Origin of the sequence: Micromonospora sp. NPDC049204, from assembly GCF_040647935.1 — a bacterium.
In the GTDB taxonomy this organism is placed as follows: domain Bacteria; phylum Actinomycetota; class Actinomycetes; order Mycobacteriales; family Micromonosporaceae; genus Micromonospora.
The window spans coordinates 538315-562668 of record NZ_JBEZDC010000003.1; the positions used below are offsets into that span (position 1 = coordinate 538315).

General features: G+C 67.0%; 23 protein-coding genes and 1 pseudogene. 15 read left to right on the forward strand and 9 right to left on the reverse strand.

Annotated features, from left to right (window positions below; translation table 11 throughout):
- Positions 1–72 precede the first annotated feature (72 nt).
- The 5 genes from AB0A90_RS08570 to AB0A90_RS08590 are packed head-to-tail and all read right to left on the reverse strand — an operon-like array spanning position 73 to position 4848.
- A complete protein-coding gene (locus AB0A90_RS08570) occupies positions 73–705 on the reverse strand; it encodes an N-acetyltransferase (protein WP_357243793.1) in 633 nt (210 codons plus the stop codon).
- 36 nt (positions 706–741) lie between these two features.
- Entirely contained in the window at positions 742–1692 is a 951-nt protein-coding gene (locus AB0A90_RS08575; RefSeq protein WP_357243796.1) for a hypothetical protein, read from the reverse strand.
- Positions 1693–1742: 50 nt separating this feature from the next.
- Positions 1743–2420 carry a GPP34 family phosphoprotein gene (locus AB0A90_RS08580; RefSeq protein WP_357243799.1) on the reverse strand — a complete coding sequence of 226 codons (678 nt, stop codon included), beginning with the start codon at positions 2418–2420 and terminating at the stop codon, positions 1743–1745.
- A gap of 11 nt (positions 2421–2431) precedes the next feature.
- Positions 2432–3445: an acetamidase/formamidase family protein gene (locus AB0A90_RS08585; protein ID WP_357243802.1), complete on the reverse strand. Its 1014-nt coding sequence runs from the start codon at positions 3443–3445 to the stop codon at positions 2432–2434.
- A complete protein-coding gene (locus AB0A90_RS08590; RefSeq protein ID WP_357243805.1) occupies positions 3442–4848 on the reverse strand; it encodes an APC family permease in 1407 nt (468 codons plus the stop codon). The genes AB0A90_RS08585 and AB0A90_RS08590 overlap by 4 nt, the downstream gene beginning before the upstream one ends.
- A gap of 312 nt (positions 4849–5160) precedes the next feature.
- On the opposite strand from AB0A90_RS08590, the gene AB0A90_RS08595 reads away from it, so the two are divergent.
- A complete protein-coding gene (locus AB0A90_RS08595) occupies positions 5161–6984 on the forward strand; it encodes a prolyl oligopeptidase family serine peptidase (RefSeq protein ID WP_357243808.1) in 1824 nt (607 codons plus the stop codon).
- On the opposite strand, the gene AB0A90_RS08600 is transcribed toward AB0A90_RS08595, so the two are convergent.
- Positions 6960–8336, reverse strand: coding sequence for a helix-turn-helix transcriptional regulator (locus tag AB0A90_RS08600; protein ID WP_357243811.1), 1377 nt, complete (start codon positions 8334–8336; stop codon positions 6960–6962). The two genes, AB0A90_RS08595 and AB0A90_RS08600, sit on opposite strands and share 25 nt — an antisense overlap.
- Positions 8337–8588: 252 nt before the next feature.
- Here AB0A90_RS08600 and AB0A90_RS08605 point away from each other — a divergent pair, with 252 nt between their 5' ends.
- The 13 genes and pseudogenes from AB0A90_RS08605 (at position 8589) to AB0A90_RS08665 (ending at position 19781) form a co-directional block, all read left to right on the forward strand.
- A complete protein-coding gene (locus AB0A90_RS08605; RefSeq protein ID WP_357243814.1) occupies positions 8589–9392 on the forward strand; it encodes a methyltransferase domain-containing protein in 804 nt (267 codons plus the stop codon).
- Positions 9389–10312, forward strand: a complete 924-nt coding sequence (locus AB0A90_RS08610) for a hypothetical protein (protein WP_357243817.1) — start codon at positions 9389–9391, stop codon at positions 10310–10312. The genes AB0A90_RS08605 and AB0A90_RS08610 overlap by 4 nt, the downstream gene beginning before the upstream one ends.
- The gene (locus AB0A90_RS08615) at positions 10312–10878 is read left to right on the forward strand and encodes a hypothetical protein (RefSeq protein ID WP_357243820.1); all 567 of its coding nucleotides are present in this window, start codon (positions 10312–10314) and stop codon (positions 10876–10878) included. The genes AB0A90_RS08610 and AB0A90_RS08615 overlap by 1 nt, the downstream gene beginning before the upstream one ends.
- Positions 10875–12065, forward strand: coding sequence for an NUDIX domain-containing protein (locus AB0A90_RS08620; RefSeq protein ID WP_357243823.1), 1191 nt, complete (start codon positions 10875–10877; stop codon positions 12063–12065). The genes AB0A90_RS08615 and AB0A90_RS08620 overlap by 4 nt, the downstream gene beginning before the upstream one ends.
- Positions 12062–12700, forward strand: a complete 639-nt coding sequence (locus AB0A90_RS08625) for a hypothetical protein (RefSeq protein WP_357243826.1) — start codon at positions 12062–12064, stop codon at positions 12698–12700. The genes AB0A90_RS08620 and AB0A90_RS08625 overlap by 4 nt, the downstream gene beginning before the upstream one ends.
- A 197-nt stretch (positions 12701–12897) precedes the next feature.
- On the forward strand, positions 12898–13425 hold the full coding sequence (locus AB0A90_RS08630) for a DUF6244 family protein (protein ID WP_357243829.1): 528 nt from the start codon (positions 12898–12900) through the stop codon (positions 13423–13425).
- Positions 13426–13619: 194 nt separating this feature from the next.
- The gene (locus AB0A90_RS08635) at positions 13620–14018 is read left to right on the forward strand and encodes a hypothetical protein (protein WP_357243833.1); all 399 of its coding nucleotides are present in this window, start codon (positions 13620–13622) and stop codon (positions 14016–14018) included.
- A 15-nt stretch (positions 14019–14033) separates the two neighbouring features.
- A complete protein-coding gene (locus tag AB0A90_RS08640) occupies positions 14034–14483 on the forward strand; it encodes a SitI3 family protein (RefSeq protein WP_357243836.1) in 450 nt (149 codons plus the stop codon).
- A gap of 105 nt (positions 14484–14588) precedes the next feature.
- A complete protein-coding gene (locus tag AB0A90_RS08645; RefSeq protein WP_357243839.1) occupies positions 14589–15125 on the forward strand; it encodes an NUDIX domain-containing protein in 537 nt (178 codons plus the stop codon).
- Between the two features lie 550 nt (positions 15126–15675).
- Positions 15676–17268: an AAA family ATPase gene (locus AB0A90_RS08650; RefSeq protein ID WP_357243842.1), complete on the forward strand. Its 1593-nt coding sequence runs from the start codon at positions 15676–15678 to the stop codon at positions 17266–17268.
- A gap of 334 nt (positions 17269–17602) precedes the next feature.
- Positions 17603–18310 carry a UvrD-helicase domain-containing protein gene (locus AB0A90_RS08655; protein WP_357244105.1) on the forward strand — a complete coding sequence of 236 codons (708 nt, stop codon included), beginning with the start codon at positions 17603–17605 and terminating at the stop codon, positions 18308–18310.
- Positions 18307–18523: pseudogene (locus AB0A90_RS08660) on the forward strand (tryptophan--tRNA ligase); the annotation flags it as partial. The gene AB0A90_RS08655 and the pseudogene AB0A90_RS08660, both read left to right, overlap by 4 nt.
- A 142-nt stretch (positions 18524–18665) precedes the next feature.
- Entirely contained in the window at positions 18666–19781 is a 1116-nt protein-coding gene (locus AB0A90_RS08665; protein ID WP_357243845.1) for a hypothetical protein, read from the forward strand.
- Between the two features lie 343 nt (positions 19782–20124).
- On the opposite strand, the gene AB0A90_RS08670 is transcribed toward AB0A90_RS08665, so the two are convergent.
- Both AB0A90_RS08670 and AB0A90_RS08675 read right to left on the reverse strand, forming a co-directional pair.
- Complete coding sequence (locus AB0A90_RS08670; RefSeq protein ID WP_357243848.1) at positions 20125–20589, reverse strand: DIP1984 family protein; 465 nt, start codon at positions 20587–20589, stop codon at positions 20125–20127.
- A 519-nt stretch (positions 20590–21108) separates the two neighbouring features.
- On the reverse strand, positions 21109–21609 hold the full coding sequence (locus AB0A90_RS08675; RefSeq protein WP_357243852.1) for a cupin domain-containing protein: 501 nt from the start codon (positions 21607–21609) through the stop codon (positions 21109–21111).
- Positions 21610–22013: 404 nt separating this feature from the next.
- Here AB0A90_RS08675 and AB0A90_RS08680 point away from each other — a divergent pair, with 404 nt between their 5' ends.
- On the forward strand, positions 22014–23096 hold the full coding sequence (locus AB0A90_RS08680; protein ID WP_357243855.1) for an NAD-dependent epimerase/dehydratase family protein: 1083 nt from the start codon (positions 22014–22016) through the stop codon (positions 23094–23096).
- A gap of 10 nt (positions 23097–23106) precedes the next feature.
- Here AB0A90_RS08680 and AB0A90_RS08685 read toward each other — a convergent pair whose 3' ends face one another.
- Positions 23107–24306, reverse strand: a complete 1200-nt coding sequence (locus AB0A90_RS08685) for a hypothetical protein (RefSeq protein WP_357244108.1) — start codon at positions 24304–24306, stop codon at positions 23107–23109.
- Positions 24307–24354 lie beyond the last annotated feature (48 nt).

Genomic DNA, 24354 nt, shown 5'->3' on the forward strand with positions numbered 1-24354 from the left:
TGCGCCTCAGGTTACCCGACCACCTGCGCCCAGGTTGATGTCCGCCCCCCGTTGCAGACGAGCGATGCTGATCTACGCCGACCACGACTCCCGAGCGGTGATGACCGCCAGCTGCTCGCCGGCTGACTCGGAGTTGCGGCGCATCGGGTGCAGAGTTGGACCGCCCGGCAAGACGATCGGCGGGCGGGCGGTGTAGCCGTGCCGGCCGTAGAGGCCGCGTGCAGAGGTGGTGCTGGTCCGGGACGGCAGGTTCACGTGGTCGAGGCGGCTGCGGTGATGGGCGAGCATCGCCGATCCGTGACCGGTGCCCTGGTCACTGGGCCGTACCGCCAGGAACGCGAGCTCATAGTGGGGCTCGGTGGGCCGAGCCTTGGCGACCAGCCGATCGAGGATGTCGAAGCGGTCGGTGTGCGGGCCTGCCGCGTCGGCCAGCCGCATCTGATAGTTCGCCGGTGGCGGGATGCTGCGGTATCGGTGGAAGCCGACGGTGGCGGCTGTGGCGTCGTCGGTGAGGTGAATGTCGCCGTAGAACATGGCGTGTTCGATCCAGATGCCGAGGACGTCGGTGAGGATCCGGCGGCGTGGGCCTGGGTCGGGGATCAGCCATGTGGCGAGAGGGCTGGGATGCAGTGCGTCGGCGATGAGCGCGGCGACGTGGTCTTTGTCCGCCCAGCGGGCGGCGCGGATGCGCGTTGCAGTGTCCATGGCGAGATTTCCCTTCGAGCTTGTCGGTTGTGCAGGTCAGGAGTTGGCGCTGCTGGTGGCACGGGTGTGGACGAGGAACAGGTGGTAGTCGTCGACCAGGGGGCCGGTCCGGTCGCTGCCCGGTGGCGGTGTGAGCGCGGCTCTTTCGTAGGCGAGTAGTTCGCCGGTGTTGGGGTTGAGGATCAGCAGGAAGCGGATGTCGTCGGAGGTGGCGCTGATGCCAACGCCGGTTCGGCCTGCCCGGTCGGTCACCGATCCGTGGTACGCGATGCCGGGGGTGCCGCGCAGGACGGTGAGGATCGCGGTGCGGGCGGCTTGGTTGGGGGTACGCCAGCCGAGCAGGCTGGCGAGGCCGCGGATGACGGCGGTGGGTCCGAGGAATCGGGGCTGGGTGGCGTCGATGTGCGCGGTGAGCGCTTTTGGGTCGGCGGCGATTGGCCCGATGGGTCCGTCCAGCTCGCCGGGGTGGTAGGTGCTGTCGTCGGTGGGCTGGTTGCCGCCGGGGTAGCGGCTGCGGATGACGCGTCCGGAGGCGTCGTCGGCGCGCCAGCGTTGTTCTTCGAACAGCACGATCCGCGTGGTGGTGCTGTTGCCTGCGATGGTGGTGTCCGTGGCCCATTGGAGTAGGTGGACGTAGGCGAACCGGCCCGGGATGGAATCGCAGCCGGACGGCCCCGCCGTGACCGCTTCCAGAGCCTGCCGCGCCGGGGTCGACTCCGTCAGATGCGTCGGCGATGGGTCGAGTTTCTGCTGTGCGCGTGCCTTGAGCTGTGCCGCGGTCAGGGCGGCGGGTGACGGACACGGCGACACGGCCGACTGGGACGCGGCAGTGGTGGAGGGCGAGGGTGGGGATTGGGCTGGCCCGGCGGCACCCGTCCAGTTCGGGATAGCGGTGGCGGTGGCGAGGAGGCCGAGCGCGCAGGCGGCGGCAGTGACCTTTACGGCTCGGCGGCCCACCGGGTGGGGCGTCTCGGTCGCGGGTCGCACGTGGGGCAGGTTGTTCACGGTCAGCTTTCTCGAGGTGGGGTGGCTAAGGGCTAGCGGTAGGCGGCGGTGGCGAGGTCACCCACGGCGGCGTCTACGGCGGCGGTGATGTGGCGCACCGGCTGGTAATGCTGGGCGGCGATGGCCTTCAGGCGAGCGGCCAGGACGGTGGTGTCGTCGTCGAGGTAGAGGTGGTGCGTGAGGCCGAGGCCGGCGACGAGGCCGGCGAGGGCGGCGGTGTGGTTGTCGGGTTGTTCGCGGCCGGAGGCGAGGTAGCGCAGGCGAGAGCGGGCGATGACGGCCCATTTGCTGTCGGTGGGTAGGTAGGTGTCGGCGCGTATAAGGCCGCCGAGGCGCCGTCGGGTGTGGTGGCGCAGGATTCCGCCCGCGACGAGGCCAGCGCGGGTGCGGTCGTAGAGGTCGGCGGAGAACCCGCGCAGCCACCCCCGCATTAGCGGGTGGGTGTGGCGGATGGTGGCGGTCGCGGCGTCGGCGATCAGGTCTCCGACTGGCCGGTCGATGTGCGGGTATATCCGCAGGTGGCTGACCGGGCGGGTGTCGTCGTTCGGGTCGAGGATCACCCGCCCGGCCAGGTACAGGTCGATCAGGACCGCGCCCGCGAGCCCGAGCGCGAGGGCCTGCCGGTGCACGTGGAGGTGTCCGGTGTCGTCGTCGTGGCCGAGGAGAAACAGCTCATCGCGCAGCGGCAGGCGTGGGATCGACGCGGTCATCGTCGGGGCTCCTACCGCAGTTCGGCGGTGAGCCGCCGCAGCCGCTCGTGTGCCCCGCCATACGCGGGTCCGGGGGCGGGGAGCAGGGTTTTGTCGATGGCGGCGAGGACGGTGTAGTTGGGGTCGCACACGTTGCCGATCGGCGCCCGTCCCGCCTGCGACACGAGCTGGTAGGAGTCCAGGGTTTCCAGGCCGGTCAGGGCGCTGGCCCAGCCGACAAGGTCGTGCTGGGCGATGCGGTACGCGTCCTCCAACGGACGGGCGCACCCGATCGTCAGGATGTCCCGGTCGGTCTCCAACCGCGGCCACCGAGTGCTGACGCCTTTGATGACGTCGATGGCGAGGGTGGTGGTCGTGGCGATCTCCACGCCGACGCCGCAGGCCTCGCCCTCGCCCTGGCGGGCGTGTCCGTCGCCGAGGGCCAGCATCGCCCCGTGAACGTTCACACCGAGGTAGAGGGTGGTGCCGGCGCGCAGGTGTGGGGTGTCGAGGTTCCCGCCGTGGGTGTCGGGCACGAGTGTGGAGCGGGCTTCGAACCCGCCGGGGGCGACACCGATCGTTCCGATCATCGGGTCCAGCGGCAGGTCCACGCTATGGTCGCTGCGGGTGGCCTCGAACCTTACGGTCCCGGCCTGTCGGTCGATGCCGTACACCCACACCCGCTCCTCCAGCGGAGGCTGCAGGGTGGCGGTGTGGGAGGTGGACGTCAGTGCCCCGAAGTGCGGGAACGTCGATGAGACACCCCAGTCCCGCGCCGGGGATATTGCGGCGAGGTGGATGGCGAGGGTGTCGCCGGGTTCGGCGTCCTCGACGAAGAACGGCCCGGACACCGGGTTGAGGTACGGCATGCGGCACACCTGCGACGGCAGGTCCGCCGGACCCCGAACGAGACCACCGAAGCAGTCCTCCGTCACGACACTGAACACGTCACCGCCGCGCACGTGCGCCACCGGCATCCGACCGCCGAAGGTGTACGCCAGCTCGTCGCGGGCGGGCCGGTAGGTGAACGTGTCCATGCCGGTCACACCCGCTCCACGTGACGCGCCTGCGGCTGCGCGGGCGCCAACCCCGACAGGGCAGGTCGACGGCCGGACAGGTACAGACCAGCCAGAACGACCATCCCGAGGGCGAGCCACGCCAGGCCGAGGCGCTGGGCGGCGATGTTGGCGTTGACCACCACCCACACCAAGATGGCGAAGCCAATGCCGGGCATGACCAGGTGCGCCCACCAGTTCCCGCTGCGCTCCCGGATGAGGTGATGCACCACGACCGAGACGTGCAGGACGAGGAACGCGACCATCGCCCCAAAGTTGATCAGCGACGACAGCAGGGTGATCCCATCCGCACGGGTCGCCATGTACAGGCCCAGCGCCAGGGACACCGCCCCGGTGAGCAACGTCGCGTTGATCGGCACGCTGCGCCGGATCGACACCTTCGCCAAAAACGCCGGCAACTGCCGGTCCCGAGCCATCGCATACAACAGCCGAGACGTCGCGACCTGCGCGACCATCGAGTTCGGCAACCCCCACGCAATCGCCGTCGCCACCGCGCACACCGTCGCCAGCCAACCTCCACCAGCCACGGCAGCGGCGTCATAGAACGCGGTCCCGTTCGGATCACCCTCGGCGAGAAGCCCGCCCGGGTCAGGGACGAGCATCGCCGCCAGCCACGTCTGCGCGACGAACAGCACCCCGGCCAGGATCAAGACGGCAGCCATCGCGCGGCCGATCTGCCGGGAACCACCCTTGGTCTCCTCGGCCAGCATGGAGATCCCGTCGAAGCCGAGGAAGGAAAGCACCGCGATCGACACCGCCCCCGCCACCACCGACCAGGTGAACGTGTCGGAGTTGTAGAAGGCGTCCCAGCTGAACCGGCCCCTGCCCGAGGCGAGTGCCCAGCCGGCGACGGCCAAGAAGACCGCCAAGACGATCAGCTCGCCGACGAGCATCACCCGGGTGACGGCCGCCGTCATGCGGATCCCCACCGAATTGACGATCGTGTTCACTGCGACGAACCCGAGCAGCCACAGCCACACCGGCACCGACGGGACCGTGGCCTGCATCGCCACCGACGCCACCAGATACAACAGCCCCGGCACGAGGACGTAGTCGAGAAGGATCACCCAGCCGGCGAGGAACCCGACCGGTGGGCTGATGCCGCGCCCTGCGTAGTTGTAGACGCTGCCCGACATCGGGAACGCCTTCACCATCTGCGCGTACGAGAACGCCGTGAACACCAAGGCCACCACACCGACCGCGTAAGCCAGGGCCACCATCCCGCCGGAGCCGGCGTAGACGCTGCCGAAGATCGCGATCGGCGCGATCGGCACCATGTACACCAACCCGTAGGCAATTAGATCCCGGAACCGTAGTTGGCGGCTCAATTCTTGCCGGTAGCCGTAACGCTTCAATTCGTCTTTAAATTGCATCGCAGCCCTTTCGATCAGCTCGCGTTTGTCTGGGCAGGGCAGCCATTACCGGTCCGACCTGCGGGCCTCTCCCAGTCGAAAGGGTCGCTCGGAACGAATAGCCGGGTCGATACCGGAAATGCGGACAGAGAAGTTGTCCGCATGTAGGGAGCTATGACGCGACGACCGGCCAGCGGCCAGTTCGGCACAAGAAGTCCGGCGGCCAGGACAGACAAGTCCGGCGTAGAGTCGCCGGTGTCCGAGGGACACTCGCCCCGGCCGGTCCGGCGGCGGGCGGGGGCATGCCAGAGTTGTTCGAGGAGGGCCGTGCAAGTGGCGGATTCGGTCGCCGCCGTCTCGTTGGCCGACGCTGTCAGCGCGTCTGTCAGCTACGACCAGCTTCGTGTCTCTGACGGCACGCTCTATTGGTTGGAAACCCGTCCGGACGCTGGCGGGGTCACGACATTGACGCGCTGGCGGGCCGGCGAGGGCAAGTTCGATGCCAGCCCTGCGGGGTTCGACGTCACCAACAACGTTCACGCGTACGGTGGCGGGTCTTTCGCCATCGCCGGGGAGTCGTTGTGGTGTGTCGGCGAAGGTGGCCTGTACGAGGGCCGTCAAGGCGAGGAACTCGACCTGGTCAGCCGGGCATCCTTGGGAGATCTGACGCTCGGCGACGGCGAGTTGCTGGCGGTGCGAGAGTCGGACCACGGCGACGAGCTGATCGCGTTTCCACTCACGGGCGCACGACAGCTGAGGACCCTCGTCGCGGGCAGAGGTTTCCTGAGCGCACCTCGGCCAGGTCCGAGTTCCCTGGCCTGGTCTGCTTGGAGCGAGCGCGACATGCCTTGGGATGCCTGCGAGGTATGGGTGGCGCCCTATTCATCGCACGGTCACATTAAGGCACCGGTCAGGGTCGCCGGCGGTGCCGAGGAGTCAGCGATCGAGCCTCGGTGGGGACCCGATGGCGCGTTGTACTTCATGTCAGACCGCAGCGGCTGGTGGAATCTGTTCCGCTGGGATGGAGACAGGGTCGAGGCGGTGGCATCCATCGCCGGCGAGTGCGCCGCAGAGCCGTGGGAGCTGGGTTACGCGTCATACGACTTCCTCGACGACGGTCGAATCGTCGTGGCAGTGCAGGACGGGCCGCGACACCGACTCGTTGTCATCGACACTCTCGGCACCGTCCGCCAGGTGAATCTGCCGTACACGTCGATCAAGCCCTACCTCGCCGCGCTGGGTACGACGGTGGCGTTGATCGGTTCGTCACCAACGGCGGCGCCCCAGATCGCGCTCGTTCACCTAGCGGGTGACGATCCAAAGGTGGAGGTGCTTGCCCGATCGGAGCACGCTGGGCTTGCCCGGGTTCAGGTGTCGACGCCGACTGAGCTGCGTGTCCGCGTCACAGATGGTCGTGAGGTCTTGGCACTGGTGTATCCACCGACGGGCTCACCGGCGTCCTGGCGGGCTCCCGTGATCGTTCGGGCGCACCCTGGGCCAACAGCATCCTGCCTGCTGCGCCTGGACTGGCAGGCGCAGTTCTTCACCAGTCGCGGATTCGCTGTCGTAGACGTGGACTACCTCGGCAGCACGGGGTACGGCCGTGTCTTCCGGGAATCTCTGTATGGCCTGTGGGGCTTAGTCGACGTCGATGACTGCGCAGCAGTGGCGAACCAACTCCTGGCGGCAGGGCAAGCCGTCCCAGGACAGGTCTTCATCCGGGGTGCCAGCGCTGGCGGATACACGGCGCTGCACGCGGTGGCGCAGGATGGTCCGTTCGCTGCTGCCACCGCCGTTTCAGCGATCGTGGATCCTGACCGTTGGACGAAGACTGTGCCCCGATTCCAACGTGCGCATGCCATGCGGCTTCGCGGCGGTGCCGGGCGAGTCGATGCCGCCGCCGTTCAGCGACCTGTGCTGTTCATTCACGGCACTGCCGATGAAGTGGCCGTGGCCGAGGACGTACGGGAACTTGCCGATCAACTGGAGGCTCGCGGTGTCTCTCACGAGCTGCTGCTCCTCCCCGGCATCGGACACTACGTGGCAACATCCAAGCGGGCGGGTGCGGCACTGGAGGCGGAATTGGCCCACTACCGCGCAGCGATAGCAGCTCCCCTGACCAGTCGAGACGGTCACACTGCCGCGAGCGGCAGCTGATGGCGAACGTATTCGCCGAGCTCACGAACCTCCAGCTCGCATCGGTAGGGCTCGAGGTCCGCCTGGACCTCGACGACGCGCTGCAGGCAACGGTGCGAGGCGGTCTTCGCCGCATGATCTACCGCCTCCCGGGCGGCAACGCAGGCTTCGTCAATGCGGCCGGCGGCGGCCAACGACGAGGCCAGTAGCGCGGTGTCGATGGCAAGACGACGGACGTGAGTGGGACTCAACGCGGCAAGAGCGTCACCCAGGTGCTGTTGAGTCTGCTGCGGTCTGCCCAGGTCATGGAAGCAATGGGCCATCTCGTCCGCCAGATACGCCGAGGTGAAGTACCGAATCCACGTCGGCTCGTCCTCGGGCCGGCTGCGGGCCAGATGTCTTTCCGCGATGTCTAGGTGGCTGAGGCACTCACCCTCACGACCGAGCCGGGCGTGCGAGCGTGCCACCACGGCATGCAGCCCTGCCTTCACGGCTGGCGTCGCCAGACCTTCACCGCCTCGCACCGCCGTGAGCGCCATTCGCAGGGCCGGCTCGGGGTGACCGCAATGCAGCGCGAGGTGGCCGATGTTCACAGCCAGCAGGTAGCTGCCGTAGAGGCGGTCCTCGGCGGCCTGCGTCAGCCGCAGTGCACGTAGGTAGCGGCGCTGTGCGAGACCATGGGCACCGGTATCGACCGCCTGGTAGCCGCACAGCTCGAAGAAGCCAGCCGCCAGCGTGTACAGACGCCGACCGATCGCTTTCGAGGCGGGACTGTTCGCCAGTAACCGGTTCAGCTCGTCCTCGACGTATCGCTGCACCTGGGCGTGGATCCGTCCAGCGCCGTGCGTGTGGTCCAACTGTCGGAACATCTCCAGGGCGGTCTCGGCGGAAAAGAGGTCCTCATCGCAGACCTGATCAGACGAGCCGGGTCGCGTGTGCATGGGCAGAGGAGGGCCGGATGGGGCATTCAGCCAGTCCAGGGCGGCACGATCAAGGACCCCCGGTTGGAATGGGACCCGGACGACCATCTCAGATATCACCGACGGCTGCGCCGAGTAGGTGGGCAGCAACTTGGTGCCGCCCGCAGGGCCGGCCGGCGGCGGGCCCTCCTCGTTCCGCGTCTTCTCAAGCAGCGGTAGCAGTCGAATCAGGGCTCCGTCGGCCGCCAGCGCCTTGTCACATGCCTCGACGAATTCCCGAGAGGGGAATCGGTCCGCGGTCTCGACTCGACGAATCAGATCAGCGCTAAATCGGATCATGGAGCCCAAGCGAGCCTGGGAGAGATCGGCCCGCTCCCGCCGCCGTCGGAGTTCGGCACCGAAGAAATGCCGCTCGGACAAGGACGGCTGTAGCGCCCGCGGGGCCTGACCCATGACACCGCCTCCTCAGACCACTCCGAACCAAGCGAAATCGAGCGGCGTGGACATCGCACATAGGGTCGCTCACCGTCTGGCGGGATGCAACCAGGATCGCCTGAATCGCCGCCGATTGACAGCCCCACACGTTGGGCACGCGGATGCGGACAACCACTTCGTCCGCATGCCCGGCGTTCACCCAGAGGATTCGAAAGGTGAGTGTGGAGATACCGGCACCACGCCGCACGTCGATGGAGGTTGGGGCCTGCGATGACGACTACCCATGGCGATATCACCGAGATCGACTACGGGGCGATGATCAGCTCCTTGAATCAGGCGCACTACGCGGGTGAAACCTCGTTCTACGACACAGCGCCGCTGCGTACATGCGAGGAGGCGCTCTACCACGGGCTCGGCACCGAGGCGCGGATCCTCGATGTCGGGTGCGGAGCAGGTCGTGTGACCCGGGCGATCACCGCGCTCGGCGGCAACGTCGTCGGCGTCGACATCAACGAAGCAGCTCTGACCGCAGCCCGACTCGCGTGCCCGCACGGCACATTCGTGCACGGCAGCATGAGCGCCCTGCCGCTACCTACGGCCAGCTTCGACCAGGTTTGGTGCCTGCGTTTCTCCTTCAACGCTCTCGCAACCGAAGCCGAACGGCTGGAAACCCTGCACGAGCTGTGGCGAGTGTGCGCCCCGGGAGGCCGCGTCCTGGTGGAGACGTTCAACTGGCACTATGCCGGCCGCTTCGGGCTTGTCCGCATCGCCAACGTCCTGGACATGGCCGCACGCGCCGTCCGTTGGCAGGGCCAACGCCGTGCTGGCTCTAGGCCACTGCCCGCGCGCGACATCATCTATCTGGCCAACAAGGCCAGCGGTGCCGCGCCCGGCTACGCCCACCTCACCACCGCAACCGAGCTGTACCTCCTGGCCTCGGCCTGCGGCATTCGTCAGCACGCGAGCGTGACCTCCGAAGCTGGTGTCTTGTCGACACCTTCGCCCCCGATTCGCAGCAGACACCGTCGCTACTCCATGTGGCTGGTCCTCAGCAAGTCCCCGGAGCAGCCATGAGTCTCCTGACCATCGGCAACCGTTCACTGGAGCTGCGCGTCGCGAAGTCGGCACCGCCATCGCTGCGGCACTTCGTCACCCGGATCACCCGCGCGGAACGCCCGACCGGGCAGGCAACCCAGTCCATGCACGTGTGCGGTGGCGACCGGACCCGGTTGATCGTCGACACATGCAAAAACGAAGTCCTGCTCGAACTCGCCGCAAATCTGCCCGGTGGCCAGGCCACTCTCGAGATCGGGATACTCCAGGCCGCCGCTCGTTCCATGGCCGTTTTGGGCAATGGCGACCTGGCGCTCCTTCACGGCAGCGCGATTACCACCGACGAAGGAAAGTCGGCCGTGGCGGTGCTGGACGGCGGTCGCGGGCAGGGTAAGACCTCCCTCGCGCTGGGCCTCGCCGCGCGCGGCGGAAGCCTACTTGTCGACGAGTTCGCATTCACCGTCGTCCGCCACGGCCAGCCGTGCATCGTGCCGATGCCGACCATGCCCTGGCACCTCCGAGCCGACATGGCGGCACTGCTGGTCCCTGGGGCCGCAGAGCGGCTTCTCTACCCGGTGGATCTGCCCGCCGGGGCGTTAGCCGAGCACCGGCCGGTGCCGTTGAGCCTCATCGTCATCCCGGACCACGGACTGCCGGCGGGCGAACTGCGGGAGGCGCCCGCCCCAGCGGGCCGCGACCTGCTACACGCCGCGGTGACCGACCACGAGGCCAAGCTCCGCAACCCGAGGCTTGACCACGTCTCGATTTTCGACTCACCCGACGACGTCAGCATCGGCCGCAATCTCTGCGGAGCCGGCCGGGACGAGAGGATGATCGATGCGCTGAGCGCCGTTTCGATCGTCCGTGCCGGCATCGGCAGGCCACACGACCTGCCCGCGAGCGTCATGGCGGTCAGCCGCCGGATAGTGGGAGGCACCTGATGCCGATGCTGCCCACGCCACCACCGATGCTCCTCCTCGCGGGCACCAGCGAGGCCGGAAAATCGAGCGCGGGCGAATACCTGGGCGCTCTCGGCGCTCGACGCATCAAGATCCGAACAATCCTGGTGCAACTCACCACGGGCCGGGAGGCCTACCACGAAGGCACGGAAACGCGGGAAGACTTCGCGTACGAGGAGTTCATCGCGAAGCTCATCGAACTGTCGATTGCCAGTGAGGCCCCGTTGGTAGTCGAGAGCTTCATCGACGCCGCTCTCACGGCCGAACTGAAGCGGGCATGGCCAGCGCCGTGCGACATCATCTTTATCACCGCGCCGCAGGCCCTGCGCATCAGACGCTTGGCAGCGGCTCGAGGAATGAGCACCAAGCAGGCGCAACAGATCGTCCGTCGCAAGGACGACCGCAAGCGAGTTCACGAACAGTTACCGACCTGGCGCGCTGTTGCCGATCATTGGATCGACAACAGCGCCGACATCACCAGCTTCAGGGCTCGCTTACGTGGCGCGCTCGAGGCCATCCAGACACCCCCGGGAGGCACCCCCTCATGATCCGTCGCTACTCCTCGGCCGGCGCCGTCGTCACGACCGATGACCTGAACGCCCCGTCCGTCCTGCTCCTCGACCAGATTCGGAAGACCGGCGAACGACAGACCGTGGCCCCGAAGGGTCGCCTGGAGCCGGGCGAGGCCCCGCTACAGGCAGCCACGCGGGAGGTGACCGAGGAAGCTGGCTTGACCGACACGCACTACAGCGCGTACCTCGGACAGGAGGGCTACACCTTCGTCGACAACGACGGCACAACCGCCGCAAAAACGGTCGACTGGTTCCTCTTCAGGGCGTCATCCACGGCAACAATCCCGAACCGAGACGAAGGCTTCGTGGAAGCCCGCTGGCTCGACGCCGACTCCGCCCGCCAGGCTGCCAGTCATCCGCAATTCCAGCAGATACTGGACCGCGCCCTCGCCATCATCGCCTGGCGTTCCGCACGGCCTCTACCTTTCAGCAAGGATCTCAGTCGCCTGATCGCGGAGGTGGCAGCGGGGGCACAAGCGGCCGTTGCCGAGCATCCGGAAGCCGGAGTCGGGTTGTGCGGATCTGCCGCACGTGGCGACTTTGTCGGCGGGTGGAGCGACGTCGACTTCATCGCCTGGAACCTGTCCGGTGCATCGAGCGCGACAACCGAGCTCGAGGGAACCGTCACCCGAGCCGCCCACCGCCTCGGCCTGCGGGCATCACTGCACCTTGCCGACGACAAGGGGCGCGACGCACGTCGCCTTGGCGACCTGTACGACATGAAAATGCGCGCCGTACTGCGTCGTGTCGGAATCGACACCGCCGTGATCGCGGGCACCGCGCCTACTCACGCACTACCGGAAGAAACCGACCTCGCCGGTGACATCGGTGTGCTGCACAAATTTGCTCTCCTACGTCTCAGCAGGAGCCGCGACAGTGTTCCGGAGCGCGAGGACGCGGCGCGCCGGGTGCTGTCCGTACTCTCAAGCGCCGCCCGGCTGCTTGTGACACACCGGCGCCCGGATGCGCCCCTGCGACCTCCCGACGTCGCAGACGCCCTGCATGACTGGCCCGGTGATCAGCTCCGCGCGTTGCTGCACGACTACAACGCCTACCGACGCGCTGGCGCGGGCAACATCGACCAGGCAGAACAGCTCGCCGCGCGCGTTCCCAGCGTGCTCATGGAATCACAGCGACTCGCCGAAGAGCTCTCACAGCGATGATCCTCTTCGTCGACGGCATCGACGGCAGCGGCAAGACAACCCTTGTCCGCCACCTTCACGAGGCACTCAACTCCGCAGACATCGACACACACGTCGCTGAGCCGCTTTGGCAGCACCTCACGCCGATCACCGCTCCCGAACAGTTCGGCCCCTGGGTCACCAGCAGCAGCGGGACAGAGGTGGCCATAGCGCTGGTGAGAGCGATGATCGGTCGGATCGACGGCCTGCGGCGGGGCAGCGAAAAGCAAACCAGCGTGCATCTCGTTGATCGAGGGCCAAAGACCGTCTACGCCTCTGCTCTCGCACAGGCCGGAGGACATCACGCGAAACTCGGCGACCTGCGGGAACTTCTCGCCAACGCCGTCCGCGCGCTTCAGGAAACTCAGCCGTGCACGGCGGTTGAACTTGGTGCCGAAGATGCGCTCGGGGCCGCCCTGCCACGCCTCGAAAAAGTTCAGCCCGTAACTCCGCGGTACCTGAGGTACCTACGGACGTTCGCGGAGGAGATGCGGGTCGGGCCTGATTGGCCAGGGCTGCCAACGCAGCGAGTGAGCTCTTTCGCCTCAGTCGAGGATAGCTGCCGAGCCGTCCTCGCGGCGCTCCACCATGGCCTACACCCAGCCGTGCCCAACTGATTGGACGCCCACCCGTTTCCGGCGTCACGTTGGGGCTCGCTTCCGCGAGTACACAAGTAGGTGGTGGTTCCACCGCCGATCCACGTCATGCTCGGGACCTCAGGTCTTCGACTGCTGATGTCTGGTGGGCCTCCCGGATACCCCGGTAGTTTCGGCTGCCGGACGCCATTACAGTCTTCGATTGGGGAGTCGACCACGTGTCGCACATCGAGAAGATCACCGCTGAGCTCCGGGCCCTGGCGACAGGCGTCGAGCGCGCGCAGGGACTGGCAGCCGCGGCCGACAGTCAGGCACAGGAGGTGGCCCTGCGGGCCGCGGGCGCTGGCTTCGCCGCAGTGGCGGTGGGCGTAACGCGAGTGCGGAGTGCGATCACCGATATCCAAGGTGGCCTGGGCAGCCTCGGCGGTTCGATCAGTGAGGCGACGAAGGCAACCGCGGCCGTTCCGCACGAAGCGACTCCGCAGGAGACGATCTCCGGACTGACACCCGTCCACGCGGCGGTAGACAGCACCCGAGACGCGACGGCAGCGACGATCGCTCAGGTTGGTGAGGCACAGCGGCTTGTCACCATGATCCTGCAGGGCGGGCAGCCCGGACCGCTGCTGCAGGCGCTGGAAAGCATCAAGCAGGTCCTGGTACTGGTAGTCCAGCGCACCAGCACCACTCGGCAACTCATCGAAGCCGCGATCACTGAAGCACGGCATATCGGGTCCTCGGGAAACTGATCGGGGCTGGCAGTCCCAGACCGGCCAGCCCGCCCCCTCTTGCCACCAGCAATCCGAACCCGCCGCCTCCCGCCTCCGGTGGCGACGCCTCCGGCGACCGGAACCCCGCGCCGTGGAGCCGGCACCCGACCGGCGTCCTCGGCGGATCACCTACCGGGCCCCGAACCAGGATCCCGCCCCGGGCGGATCAGAGGGTGCAGCGTGCGTTGGAGTTGGAGAACGCGTGTGCCGACACGGTCGCTGGCAAGGGTTACCGCTTGCACCAGAACCCGACCAGGCAGGAGCTCGCCGAGGCGCGGCGGAACACGGGCGACGCCGGGAAGCCGGACAAGGACCCGGACTACCTGATCGAAGGCCATGTCTTCGACTGCTACTCACCGACCCCCGCCAAAGCGGTGCGCGGCGTCTGGACGGAAGTGTCGGGAAAGGTGGCGAGCCAGCAGACCCAACGGATCATGCTCAACCTGCAGGACTGGCGTGGCGACCTCGGCACCCTGCAGAAGCAGTTCGACGACTGGCCCATCCAGCACCTGAAAGAACTCACAGCGCTGACCCGCAGCGGTGAGATCATTCAGATCGTCCGACGAGACTGAGAAGGCAGGCAGCACGTGGGTATCGAGTACCGACTGACGCTGGCGGGCGACATCCCGTTGGAACATGTGGCCGAAATCGTGGCTCCTGGGAACGTCGAGGAGTCGACTCTGCCCGGATACCCCCGACTACTCGGCGCTGACCTCGGTGACGAGTCCGGCTACACCGTCAGCATCTATGCGGGCAGAAACGGTTACTACGACGCCGAGGACGACGACGGCTCCCAATGGGAATGGGAACCCGACACGTACGTCAACATCGTCTTCCACATGCTCAAGGACGACACGTCCGGCAGGGCGGTCCCCGACATGGTCGCGGCCGTCGACCGGCTGCTCGCCAGCAGGCCGGAGGACGCGGCACTGACACTGAACGGTAACTGGCTGCTACTGACCCGAGTCGCAGGAGCCCTTCGAAGGCACCGGCCGTCGTGGTGGAACACCTATGGCCTCGACCATCGTCCCGCCTGAGTAGAAGCCCGCGAGTTGGGATGACCGCCTCAGGGCGCAGGATCGTTTAGCTCGGCCCCGCGACGCGCTTGAATCCATCCAGGCAGCCCTCGAAGGAGCCCAGCCGTGATTCGTCGATACTCCTCCGCCGGCGCCGGCGTCACGACCAACGAGCTGGGCGCTCCTTCGATCCTGCTTCTCGATCAGGTCCGGGGTAACGGCGAACGACAGACCGTAGCCCCGAAGGGTCGCCTCGAGCCGAGCGAGGCGCCGTTGCAGGCAGCCGTGCGGGAAGTGGCCGAGGAGGCCGGCCTGACCGGTACTCAGTACGGCGCGTACCTCGGACAGGAGAAGTACGTCTTCACCGACAACGACGGCTCGCCTGCGGCGAAGGCCGTCGACTGGTTCCTCTTCACAACCGCGACCACCGCCGCAACGCCTGCCAGAGACGAGGGCTTCGTCCAAGCTCGTTGGCTTGACGCCCTCGCCGCCCGACAGGCGGCCACTCACGTTGAGTTCCGGCGGGTCCTGGACCGCGCCCTCGCCATCATCGCTTGGCATTCGGCAGGGCCACTTCCATTCAGTCGTAGCCTCAGCCAACTCGTCACTGAGGTGGCAACGGAGGCTCAGGCTGCCATCGCCGGCATCCGGAAGCGGGCGTAGGCCTATGCGGATCGGCCGCCCGTGGCGACTTCATCGACGGCTGGATCGACGTGAACTTTGTCGCCTGGAATCTCCCGGCGACCTCACGAATAGCAACCAAGATCAACGAGATCGTTGCCGAAGCCTCCAAGTTCCACGGCATACGAGCCTCGCTACATCTCAGCAGCGAACACGCTGGCACCAGCCAGCCAGCCAGCCAGCCAGCCAGCCAGCCAGCCACCCACGCCACCCGCACGGCACCCGGAGATCGACACCCCGAGGTAGCACGACTGGCCACGGCGTGGCAAGTCACCCTCACGGAGTGAAGCGGGCTCCTGCCAGACGACGACCGTTACACGTCCGTCCTGGTACGCACCGCGACACCGCCGCCTTCGTCGCCACGTTCCGGTCGGTCCGCATCCTCTGACCGGCCACAACCATGGTCAACTACGCGACAGCGGATTGGATATAGGTACGCCGCCAACCATCATCGACACGTCCCGTGACGTGAGGAGACGGCCTTGACCAATCCGTACCAGGCGGAACAGCCACGCGACTTCTATGGCCACGCATGCTGAAGAAGATCACGATCAAGAACTACAAAGTGTTCCGAAACTTCGCGCTGGACCTCAACCCCGGCGTGAACGTGATCGTCGGCGACAACGACGCAGGCAAGTCGAACCTGCTAGAGGCCATCAACCTTGCGTTGACCGGCAGGCTGCGTGGCAATCCGGCGGCCGCGGAACTGTCGCCGTTCCTGATGAATCTGCAAGCGACCCGTGAGTACGTAGCAGCGCTGCGCGCACGCGGCCCGGCGGAGCCACCGGAAATTCTGATCGAGCTCTATTTCGACGACGCCGACAACCTGGCCCCGCTCAGAGGCGCGAACAACTCGCTGCGGGAGTTCACGCCCGGCGTCAAGATCCGGATAGCCTTCAATCTCGATTTCATCGATGAGTACGCCACGTACATTGCCGAGCCGGGCCGCATCGCCTGGGTGCCAACGGAGTACTACCAGGTCCACTGGACCAACTTCGCTGGTGACGCCATCACGGCGCGCGGGGTTCCGGCGACGGCAACGCTGATTGACGCGACCGCGATCCGACTTCCGAACGGGGCGGACGCCTACCTGCAGTCGATCATCGCTGACTCCCTGGGGCCCCGTCAGCGGGTCGAGCTGTCGCTGGCCTATCGCAGTCTGCGGGAGGCCTTCGGCGACATCGCAGCGGTCAAGGAGATCAACACTAGGCTTGCCGGGGAACGCGGTGAGATCAGCGATCGTGAGCTGACACTGTCCATCGACATCTCCCAACGGGCAGGCTGGGAGCGCAGCCTCGTACCGCATCTCGACGAACTGCCTTTCCCCTACGTCGGCAAGGGCGAACAGAGTTCACTCAAGATCCTCCTGGCATTGACCGAAAAAATCGCCGACACGCACGTCGTGCTCATCGAAGAACCGGAGAACCACCTCTCGTTCTCATCACTGAATCAGCTGGTTCACAAGATCAACGAGAAGTGCGCCGGCAAGCAGGTCCTAGCGACCACTCACAGCGCCTTCATCCTCAACAAGCTCGGCCTCGACGAGCTGATCCTGCTGACGAACGCGGGCGGGCAGCGCATCACCGATCTGCGCAGGGACACCGTCGACTACTTCAAGAAGCTTTCCGGCTACGACACCCTGCGCCTGGTCTTGGCCAAACGCGCAATCCTGGTGGAAGGGCCCTCGGACGAACTAATCCTGACGCGCGCGTACCTCGATGAACATGGACGCGAACCCATCGCCGACGGCGTCGACATCATCAACGTCCGTGGCCTGTCGGCCGCCCGTTTCCTGGACCTCGCCGTGCCACTGGCCAAGCCCGTCGCCGTTGTCAACGACAACGACGGCGACGCCGCCAAGATGCATCAGCGCTACGCGGAGTTCGCCGGATACGACTTCATCTCCATTCACGTCGGCACCGGCGACGCCAAGACCTTGGAACCCCAGATACTGGCCGCCAACGGTCTCACGCGCCTGAACGAGATCCTCGGCAAGAACTTCACGACCGACGAAGAGTTGCTCACCCACATGGCAGCCAACAAGACTGGCTGGGCGCTCGCGGTCTTCGAGTCCGAGCAGACCATCACCATGCCGGAGTACATCCGTGATGCCGTCCGCCGGTAACCGCGCGGTGATCGCTGCCGCCGGGTCACGTAAGACCCAGCTGATCATCGACGCCGCGCTCGCCGATCCATCGCAGCGCGTGCTCATCACCACCTACACCCAGGAGAACCTCGCCCAGATCCGCCGGCGCCTGGTCGAGGTCACGGGAGTGATTCCCGCCCATATCACCACCATCACCTGGTTTCAGTTCCTCATTCGTCAGGGCGCGAAACCGTTCCAGGCCTGCGTCACCGGCAGGATTGACCACATCCGGTCGCTTAACTTCAGCGGTCGGCGGCCACAGTTCAGCCGGCGCGACAAACCTCTCGCGTACTACTTCGACCGCAACGGCGACATGTACCGCGACGGAGTCTCCGACTTTGTCTGCTGCGCCGACAGCGCCTCCGACGGTGCCGTGATGCACCGACTGGAAGCGATGTACGACCACATTTACATCGACGAGTTCCAAGACCTCGTAGGTTACGACCTCGACTTCGTCGACAAGCTCTTCGGGTCGAGCATGGGCGTCACCGTCGTGGGCGATCCCCGTCAGCACACCCTCGCCACGAACAACGGACCACGTAACAAGAAGTACCGCGGAGCCGGGATCCTGGACTGGTTCCAGCGCCGACGAGCGGCCTGCTCGGTGGAGATGCGTACCGAAAGCTGGCGTTGCCACCAGCTCATCTGCGACTGGTCCGACCGGCTTTACCCCCAGATGCCAACCACGACGTCCCGGAACCTTGCTGAGACGGGACACGACGGCATCTTCAAGATCACCGGAGAGGGCGTGCCCGCCTACATGGCGAAATATTCTCCCCGAGTGCTGCGTGATTCGGTCAAGACGCCAACGCTCGGACTAGCAGCCCTCAATATCGGTGTCTCCAAGGGCAGCACCTACGACCGCGTGTTGATCTTCCCCACCAAGCCGATGCTCAGCTATCTACGGACGGCCGACCACTCAGCCCTCAAAGCACCCGACCGGCTCTACGTTGCCGTCACGCGAGCCAGGCACAGCGTCGCCTTCGTGGTCAAGGCAGACGAAGCCGACTACTGGATCTAGCCGCGATCCTCGATCCCATACTCGAACGACGCGACCGCTACGAAGCCGATACCGGCCTGTCGACCAACTGATCATCAAGGACACGGAACGCACCCGGCGCGAGATCCAGCAGTCCGTGTACGAAGCACGCAAGGATATGGGCCTCACGGGCGTCTACACACAGCTCCGCCGCCGGGCTGAATGGTGCGAAAGCCCGCAGCCACCACGACGTAGACCACGACCGACTACCCAGTCGTGCCACTCGCCGGCACAATGACGCGACTCGACAGTCGCAGCCGAGCAGGGTCATCGCCGATTGAAACCCATCTGTCGACCATCGAGAAGATCAACGCTGAACATCCTGGGAGAAATAGCTATGACCGAAGCTCCGAACGACGCCGGCGACTCCGACGACGGTGCTGCCCGGGAGGCTGTCGAGCGGGAGCGGACCGAGCTGCGGGAGTTCATTAAGGGCTTGAACCCGGACGACGTCAAGTCAGGCAACTGGTTCACGAAATTGGTCGCGCAGGCCCTAACTTCCTACACTAACAAGGTCGACTGGCTGTACTTCCAGGAGAAGTACAAGGGCGTGCCGGCGGATAGCATCGTCGAACAGCGGATCACGATGGCATCACGGTATGCCGCGCTTGAAGGCGGACTCTCGGCCGGGGCATACTCAGCGGCCGTCGCCGCCACTATCGGCAGCGCCGGCGGAGCCTCACCGCTGACTCTGCCGGCCGCCGCGGTGACCCTCATGGTCGACCTCACCTACATCACCCAGCTTCAGCTGCGCCTGGCCTACGACATCTCCGTGCTTTATCGGGTCCCGCTCGACCTGGACGACCCAGACGACATGTGGAAGCTCATCCGTGTGGCCTTCACGATCAAAGGCGGGGAGCTCGCGCGGGAGAGCCTGACCAAGTCGGTCCCGCTCGTGGTGCGCCCGTTGGTCAAGCGGTTCTACTCCAAGAGCGTCCTGACCGCGGCGAAAGGGCTTCCCGTCGTCGGGAAGCACCTCCTGCAGCGCAACGTCATCAAGGTCGGCATCCCCCTGGTCGGCATTCCCCTCACCGTCGTGCTGAACCGCTACACGACGCTGTTCGCGGGCCGGCACGCGCGAACCGTCTTCCGTAACGAGGCGCGGGTGACTGAGCTCGCCGAGAGGCTGAGCAGCCGGAGTCAGCACCCGAGGCTGTTGCTGTGGGTCGCGTGGCTCGTCATCACAGCGGACAACAAGATCGGCCACGATGAAGCGCTGCTGATGAAGCACCTGGCGCGCACCGTCCGCGAACTGCACGGGGTAGTCGATGATCAACTAGCTGACGTTGTCGAAATTGACCCCAACGAGGTGTGGAGGCGTCTGGACGCCGAGCCCGGAGACCTGACCGAGCTCCTTGACGTCGCCAGCCGGGTGGCCACGGTCGATGGCGACATCACCGCGCCTGAGAAAGAAGTCATTGCCGAGCTTCATGACCGTTGTCGTCGAGCCTGACGCCGTCGGGAGCGCACGGCTGCTGCTGTAGACGAGCAGCGCCTGAACGCGCTCCTCGGACGGCAGGGGTGGCGGCGACGCGATCGACAGCCGTCAGGTGCCACCTTTGAGCCTGCTGCAAGAGGTTGCGGAAGTCCCCTGTCCCACCCTCACCGTCGTGGATCTGCACCCGGTAGTGTGCCGTGCCCTGTGCGCCGTCACCTGTGTGCTGTGCTGGGCATGCGATGTGTGCCGGGGAATCGAACCCCAGCGCCTGCCCTCGGCGCGCCAGGAGGGAGCCGGATTGCCCGCCGGCTCGCGGGTTCGTGCACGCCTCCACGTCGGCTACCTGCTCCGCAACACCTCAGTCCAGCAGCTCGACCTCCCAGTTCGTCCGCTGGATCAGCGTGTCCACCTCGCGAAGCTGCCGGGCGAGGTCGTCCGCCTGCCCGCGAAGTTCGGCCACCGGCAGCGCCGGGATCATCTTCAACTCCGACCGCAACTGTCGATACCCGCGCTGACCTTCACCCGCGGCGGCGTCCGCCGCCGAGTTGACCACGCTGTGCCGCAGACGGAGCACGTCGCGACGCGCCAGGGCGTCAGTAAGCGTGGCGCCATCGACGGTGGTTGCGGCGTTGGTGCGATTGATTCGCCGGATCAGCGACTCCAACTCACCGAGGGCCTCGCCCACCTCGGTCAGGAGAGCCGAGGCGTCTTCCGCGGGTGCCTCGCCCTCCTGGTAGCGGGCATTGGCCGTGATGCGGGCACGGAGTTGTTCGGCGCGTCGCGCCGCTTCCGCGCGCAGCGCCAGGGCCTCAGCAAGCTTCATGGGCACCAGTATGGCCAGCGAAGATCAACGCCGCGCCCCAATTTCTTCCCAGTCCTGTCGGCCCCCTTGGGCTCGCCACAGGAGCAGGCGATCGGTTCAAGGAGACGGGCGGAACCGTGTCGTACCGCCGATGGGCCGCTCCCCGGGTGCTCGGACGTCCCCAACCCAGGACGGACCCATCACGCAACCCCGGACATCACCACGAGGCGGGCCCCACACCGCCGCGTCGTGCACCGCAACCAGGCCCTGGACCAGCGCGGACACAACGGGACAGCACTGCCGTTACTCGGACGGCAAGCCAAGGTCACGACGGCAAAAAGACTTCATAGCGTTTTGTCGTTCCCTGGCCACTTTTAATCCTTAGGTTCTGGGTTCGAGTCCCAGGCGGCCTACCACGGGGAAGGCGCAGGCCGTCCAGCGAGGGGTCCCAGCCGCGCACAGGCGGCTCGGACCCCTTCCGCAGTCAGTACGACGGCTGCTTCCCGGCTCGATATCGTCAGAGCGCCGGCGGTTGGCTGGTCACAGGAACTCGCTGCGGTAGGCCGAGGCCAGCTCGACGGAGCGGCGGCGGCGTTCGGCGAGTTCGTCCGGTGAGAGCTGCGGCGGCGGTGCGTCCTTGCCCGCGACGACGTCGCCGATGCGGGTGAAGTACTCGTCCTGCCCGGCCGGGGTGCACATACAGAGCATGTGGGCCGGCGCGCCGGAGGTGTTGCGGAAGTTGTGCGGCGCGTTGGCCGGGATGTTGATCGTGGAGCCGGCCCGCACGACGTGCTTCTCGCCGCGGAAGGTGAACTCGATCTCGCCCTCGAGGATCGTGAACATCTCCTCGAAGTCGTGCCGATGCGGCGGCGGGCCGCCGCCGTCGGGGATGCGCATGTCGATCAGGCAGTACGCGCCGTTGGTCTGCTCGCCCGTGATCAACATGCCGTAGGTGTTGCCCACCAGGGAGATGTAGGTCGTGTCGGGATCGTCGGGGTTCGCCACGGTCAGCGAGCGGGTGGGATCGTCGTCGGGAATCATCGTCGTCGTCTCCTGGGGTGTGTGCGGACGGTTGGTTCGATCGGCGTGGCGACGGCGCGTCCTCCGGAGGCAGGTCGGCAGCCGCTCGTCTGATCCTCGTGGAGAGCAGCGCCACCTCGCGTGCTTTCCGGTCCAGTGCGGCGAGCGACGCGTCGGCAGGGTAGCGCTCGCCCTTGATCGACTCGGGATGCCGGAAACCGGGCTGTCCTGCCCGCGGTGACACCGCGACTTTCCGGAAGCCGAGTGGATCAAGCCGCGTGGGGCCGTGGATCAAACCGCGTGGGGCCGTGGATCAAGCCGCGGGGCCGCCGGCGAGGCGCGGATCGGGAGCTCGTCGCCCGCGCGGCCGTCCGCGAGGGCGGCGTGGGCGATTGAGCGGCCGCTGGGCGGGTACGGGGTCGAGCATGCGGATCGTGGTGGTGGGTGCGAGCGGCAATGTCGGCACGGCGGTGCTGCGGCGTCTGCGCCAGGAGCGGGACGTGGAACTGGCCGGGGTGGTCCGGCGGTTGCCCGGCCCGGATGCCGGTGAGCCGTACGACCAGGTCCAATGGCACTCCTGCGACATTGGTGCGCCGGGCGCGGCGGGGCAGCTCGCCGAGGTGTTCGCGGGTGCGGACGCGGTGGTGCACCTGGCCTGGCAGATCCAGCCCAGCCACGATCAGCGGGTGCTGCGGCGAACCAACGTCGAGGGCAGCCAGGCGGTGTTCGACGCGGTGATCCGGGCCGGTGTGCCGGCGTTGGTGTACGCCTCGTCGGTGGGCACCTACGCCCCTGGCCCGAAGGACCACCCGATCAGTGAGCGGTGGCCGGCCACCGGGGTGCCCGGCTCGTCGTACAGCGAGCACAAGGCCGAGGTGGAGGCGGTGCTGAACCGGATCGAGCGTGATCACCCGACGTTGCGGGTGGTGCGGATGCGACCCGGGCTGATCTTCCAGCGGGCCGCCGGTGCGGAGATCACCCGCTACTTTCTCGGCCCGCTGGCGCCGGTGCGGCTGTTGCGTTTCGGCCGGATCCCGCTGGTCCCGACGAACCGCCGGTTGCGGATGCAGGCGGTGCACGCCGACGACGTGGCCGACGCGTACGCCCGGGCGGTCATGAGTGATGTGCGCGGCGCTTTCAACGTCGCGGCGGACCCGGTGCTCACCCCGGAGCTGGTGGCTCGGCACTTCCACGGTTGGACGGTGCCGGTCGCCGCGCCGGTGCTGCGGGTGGCGGCGGCGCTGACCTGGCGGGCGCGGCTGCAACCGGTGGACGCGGGCTGGGTGGAGCTGGGTCTGAACGCCCCGCTGATGTCCAGCGAGCGCGCGGAGACCGAGCTGGGCTGGCAGCCCAAGATCAGTGCGCTGACGGCGCTCAAGGAACTCTTCGCCGGGATGGCCGACGGCGACCACACGCCGAGCCCACCGATGTCCGGCGCACGGGACCTGCCCGGCCGCCCCGCCGCTCTCCTGCACGCCCGCCCGCCCGGCGAGGGGAACCCCTACTGACCCCTTTCGGTCAGGAGAGCTTGGAGTTGGTCACCGTGGGGTTCTGGGCGCCCAGGAAGAAGATGCCGGGGAAGCCTCGGGTCTCGAACTGTCCGCTGGGATTGCGGCGCAGGGTCGAGCCTTCGATCTTCATCGTGCCCGTGCGGTTGTTGCTGACGAAGAAGACCGCGCCGCCGCCCTCGTTGGCCTTGTTGTTCTCGATGATCGTGCCGGCGATCCGTACGGTGAACTCGTTGCCGTCGCAGTAGATCGCGCCGCCGCTGCCGCCGCCGGGGGTGCCGGACTTGGCCGGGTTGGCGCCGCTGCCGATCGCCTCGTTGTGGCTGAGCACGCTGTTCAGCACCACCCAGGAGACGCCGATGCTGCTCAACGCGCCCCCGTTCGAGCAGGAACCACCCTGGCCGGACGCGCCGCCGAAGGTGCTGCTCACGACGTACACCGGCTTGTTCTCGAACTGGCTGAGCACCCGGATGGCCGCGCCGCCCAGGTCGGGGCCGGTGCGGTCGCAGCGGTTGCGGACAAAGCGCGAGTTGACCAGCTTGAACCGCCCGCCGCGAACGAAGATCGCCCCACCGCCGCCGCCCTCGGCCTTCTCGCCTGTGGAGTTGCCGTCGGCGAAGGTGAGGTTCTGCACGGTGAGCTGCGGGTGGTCCTGGTTCTGGCAGTGCGAGGTGGTGAAGCCCTGGGCCTCGTCGCAGGTGTTCATATAGAGGATGCGGCGCTGCCCCTGGCCGCTCAGGGTGACCTTGCCGCCGCCGTCCAGCACGATCTTCGGCCCGTTGGCATTGCGGACCTTCGCGGTGGCGGTCATCTTGATCGTCACCGGGGCGGGTCCGCAGTTGAACGTGATGACACCGCCGGCAGCGACGGCCTTCACGACCGCTGCCGAGGTGCAGCTCGCCGGGGTGCCGGTGCCGATGGTCCGGGTCGGCTTCGAGGTGTCCACCGCCCGTGCCTCGGCCGGCACGGTGGCCCTGCCGTTCGGGTTGCCGGCCGCGAGCACCTTCGCGGCGGGTTTCGGGCTCGCGCTGGCCCCCGGGCCGCCGAGACCGTCGCGGGTCTGCGGTGCCTCGGTCGGGGCCGTGGTTGGCGTGGCCACCGGCGAGGCGGACGCGCCGGGTTCGAAGGCGGGGGCCGGCTCGGTGGGCGCGCAGGCGGGCAGGGTCGCGGTGGCGACACCGAGGACGAGCAGAGCGGCAAGCGACATCATGCGCACCAGGTGATGCTAGGAGTCGCACCGGCGTCGCGACGAATCCAC

Bases quoted from the DNA above. Each gene is read 5' to 3' on its own strand.
- AB0A90_RS08570 (WP_357243793.1), bottom strand. From the start codon at position 705: ATGGACACTGCAACGCGCATCCGCGCCGCCCGCTGGGCGGACAAAGAC.
- AB0A90_RS08580 (WP_357243799.1), bottom strand. From the start codon at position 2,420: ATGACCGCGTCGATCCCACGCCTGCCGCTGCGCGATGAGCTGTTTCTC.
- AB0A90_RS08590 (WP_357243805.1), bottom strand. From the start codon at position 4,848: ATGCAATTTAAAGACGAATTGAAGCGTTACGGCTACCGGCAAGAATTG.
- AB0A90_RS08600 (WP_357243811.1), bottom strand. From the start codon at position 8,336: ATGGGTCAGGCCCCGCGGGCGCTACAGCCGTCCTTGTCCGAGCGGCAT.
- AB0A90_RS08605 (WP_357243814.1), top strand. From the start codon at position 8,589: ATGACGACTACCCATGGCGATATCACCGAGATCGACTACGGGGCGATG.
- AB0A90_RS08610 (WP_357243817.1), top strand. From the start codon at position 9,389: ATGAGTCTCCTGACCATCGGCAACCGTTCACTGGAGCTGCGCGTCGCG.
- AB0A90_RS08615 (WP_357243820.1), top strand. From the start codon at position 10,312: ATGCCGATGCTGCCCACGCCACCACCGATGCTCCTCCTCGCGGGCACC.
- AB0A90_RS08620 (WP_357243823.1), top strand. From the start codon at position 10,875: ATGATCCGTCGCTACTCCTCGGCCGGCGCCGTCGTCACGACCGATGAC.
- AB0A90_RS08625 (WP_357243826.1), top strand. From the start codon at position 12,062: ATGATCCTCTTCGTCGACGGCATCGACGGCAGCGGCAAGACAACCCTT.
- AB0A90_RS08650 (WP_357243842.1), top strand. From the start codon at position 15,676: ATGCTGAAGAAGATCACGATCAAGAACTACAAAGTGTTCCGAAACTTC.
- AB0A90_RS08655 (WP_357244105.1), top strand. From the start codon at position 17,603: ATGTACCGCGACGGAGTCTCCGACTTTGTCTGCTGCGCCGACAGCGCC.
- AB0A90_RS08665 (WP_357243845.1), top strand. From the start codon at position 18,666: ATGACCGAAGCTCCGAACGACGCCGGCGACTCCGACGACGGTGCTGCC.
- AB0A90_RS08670 (WP_357243848.1), bottom strand. From the start codon at position 20,589: ATGAAGCTTGCTGAGGCCCTGGCGCTGCGCGCGGAAGCGGCGCGACGC.
- AB0A90_RS08675 (WP_357243852.1), bottom strand. From the start codon at position 21,609: ATGATTCCCGACGACGATCCCACCCGCTCGCTGACCGTGGCGAACCCC.
- AB0A90_RS08680 (WP_357243855.1), top strand. From the start codon at position 22,014: ATGCGGATCGTGGTGGTGGGTGCGAGCGGCAATGTCGGCACGGCGGTG.
- AB0A90_RS08685 (WP_357244108.1), bottom strand. From the start codon at position 24,306: ATGATGTCGCTTGCCGCTCTGCTCGTCCTCGGTGTCGCCACCGCGACC.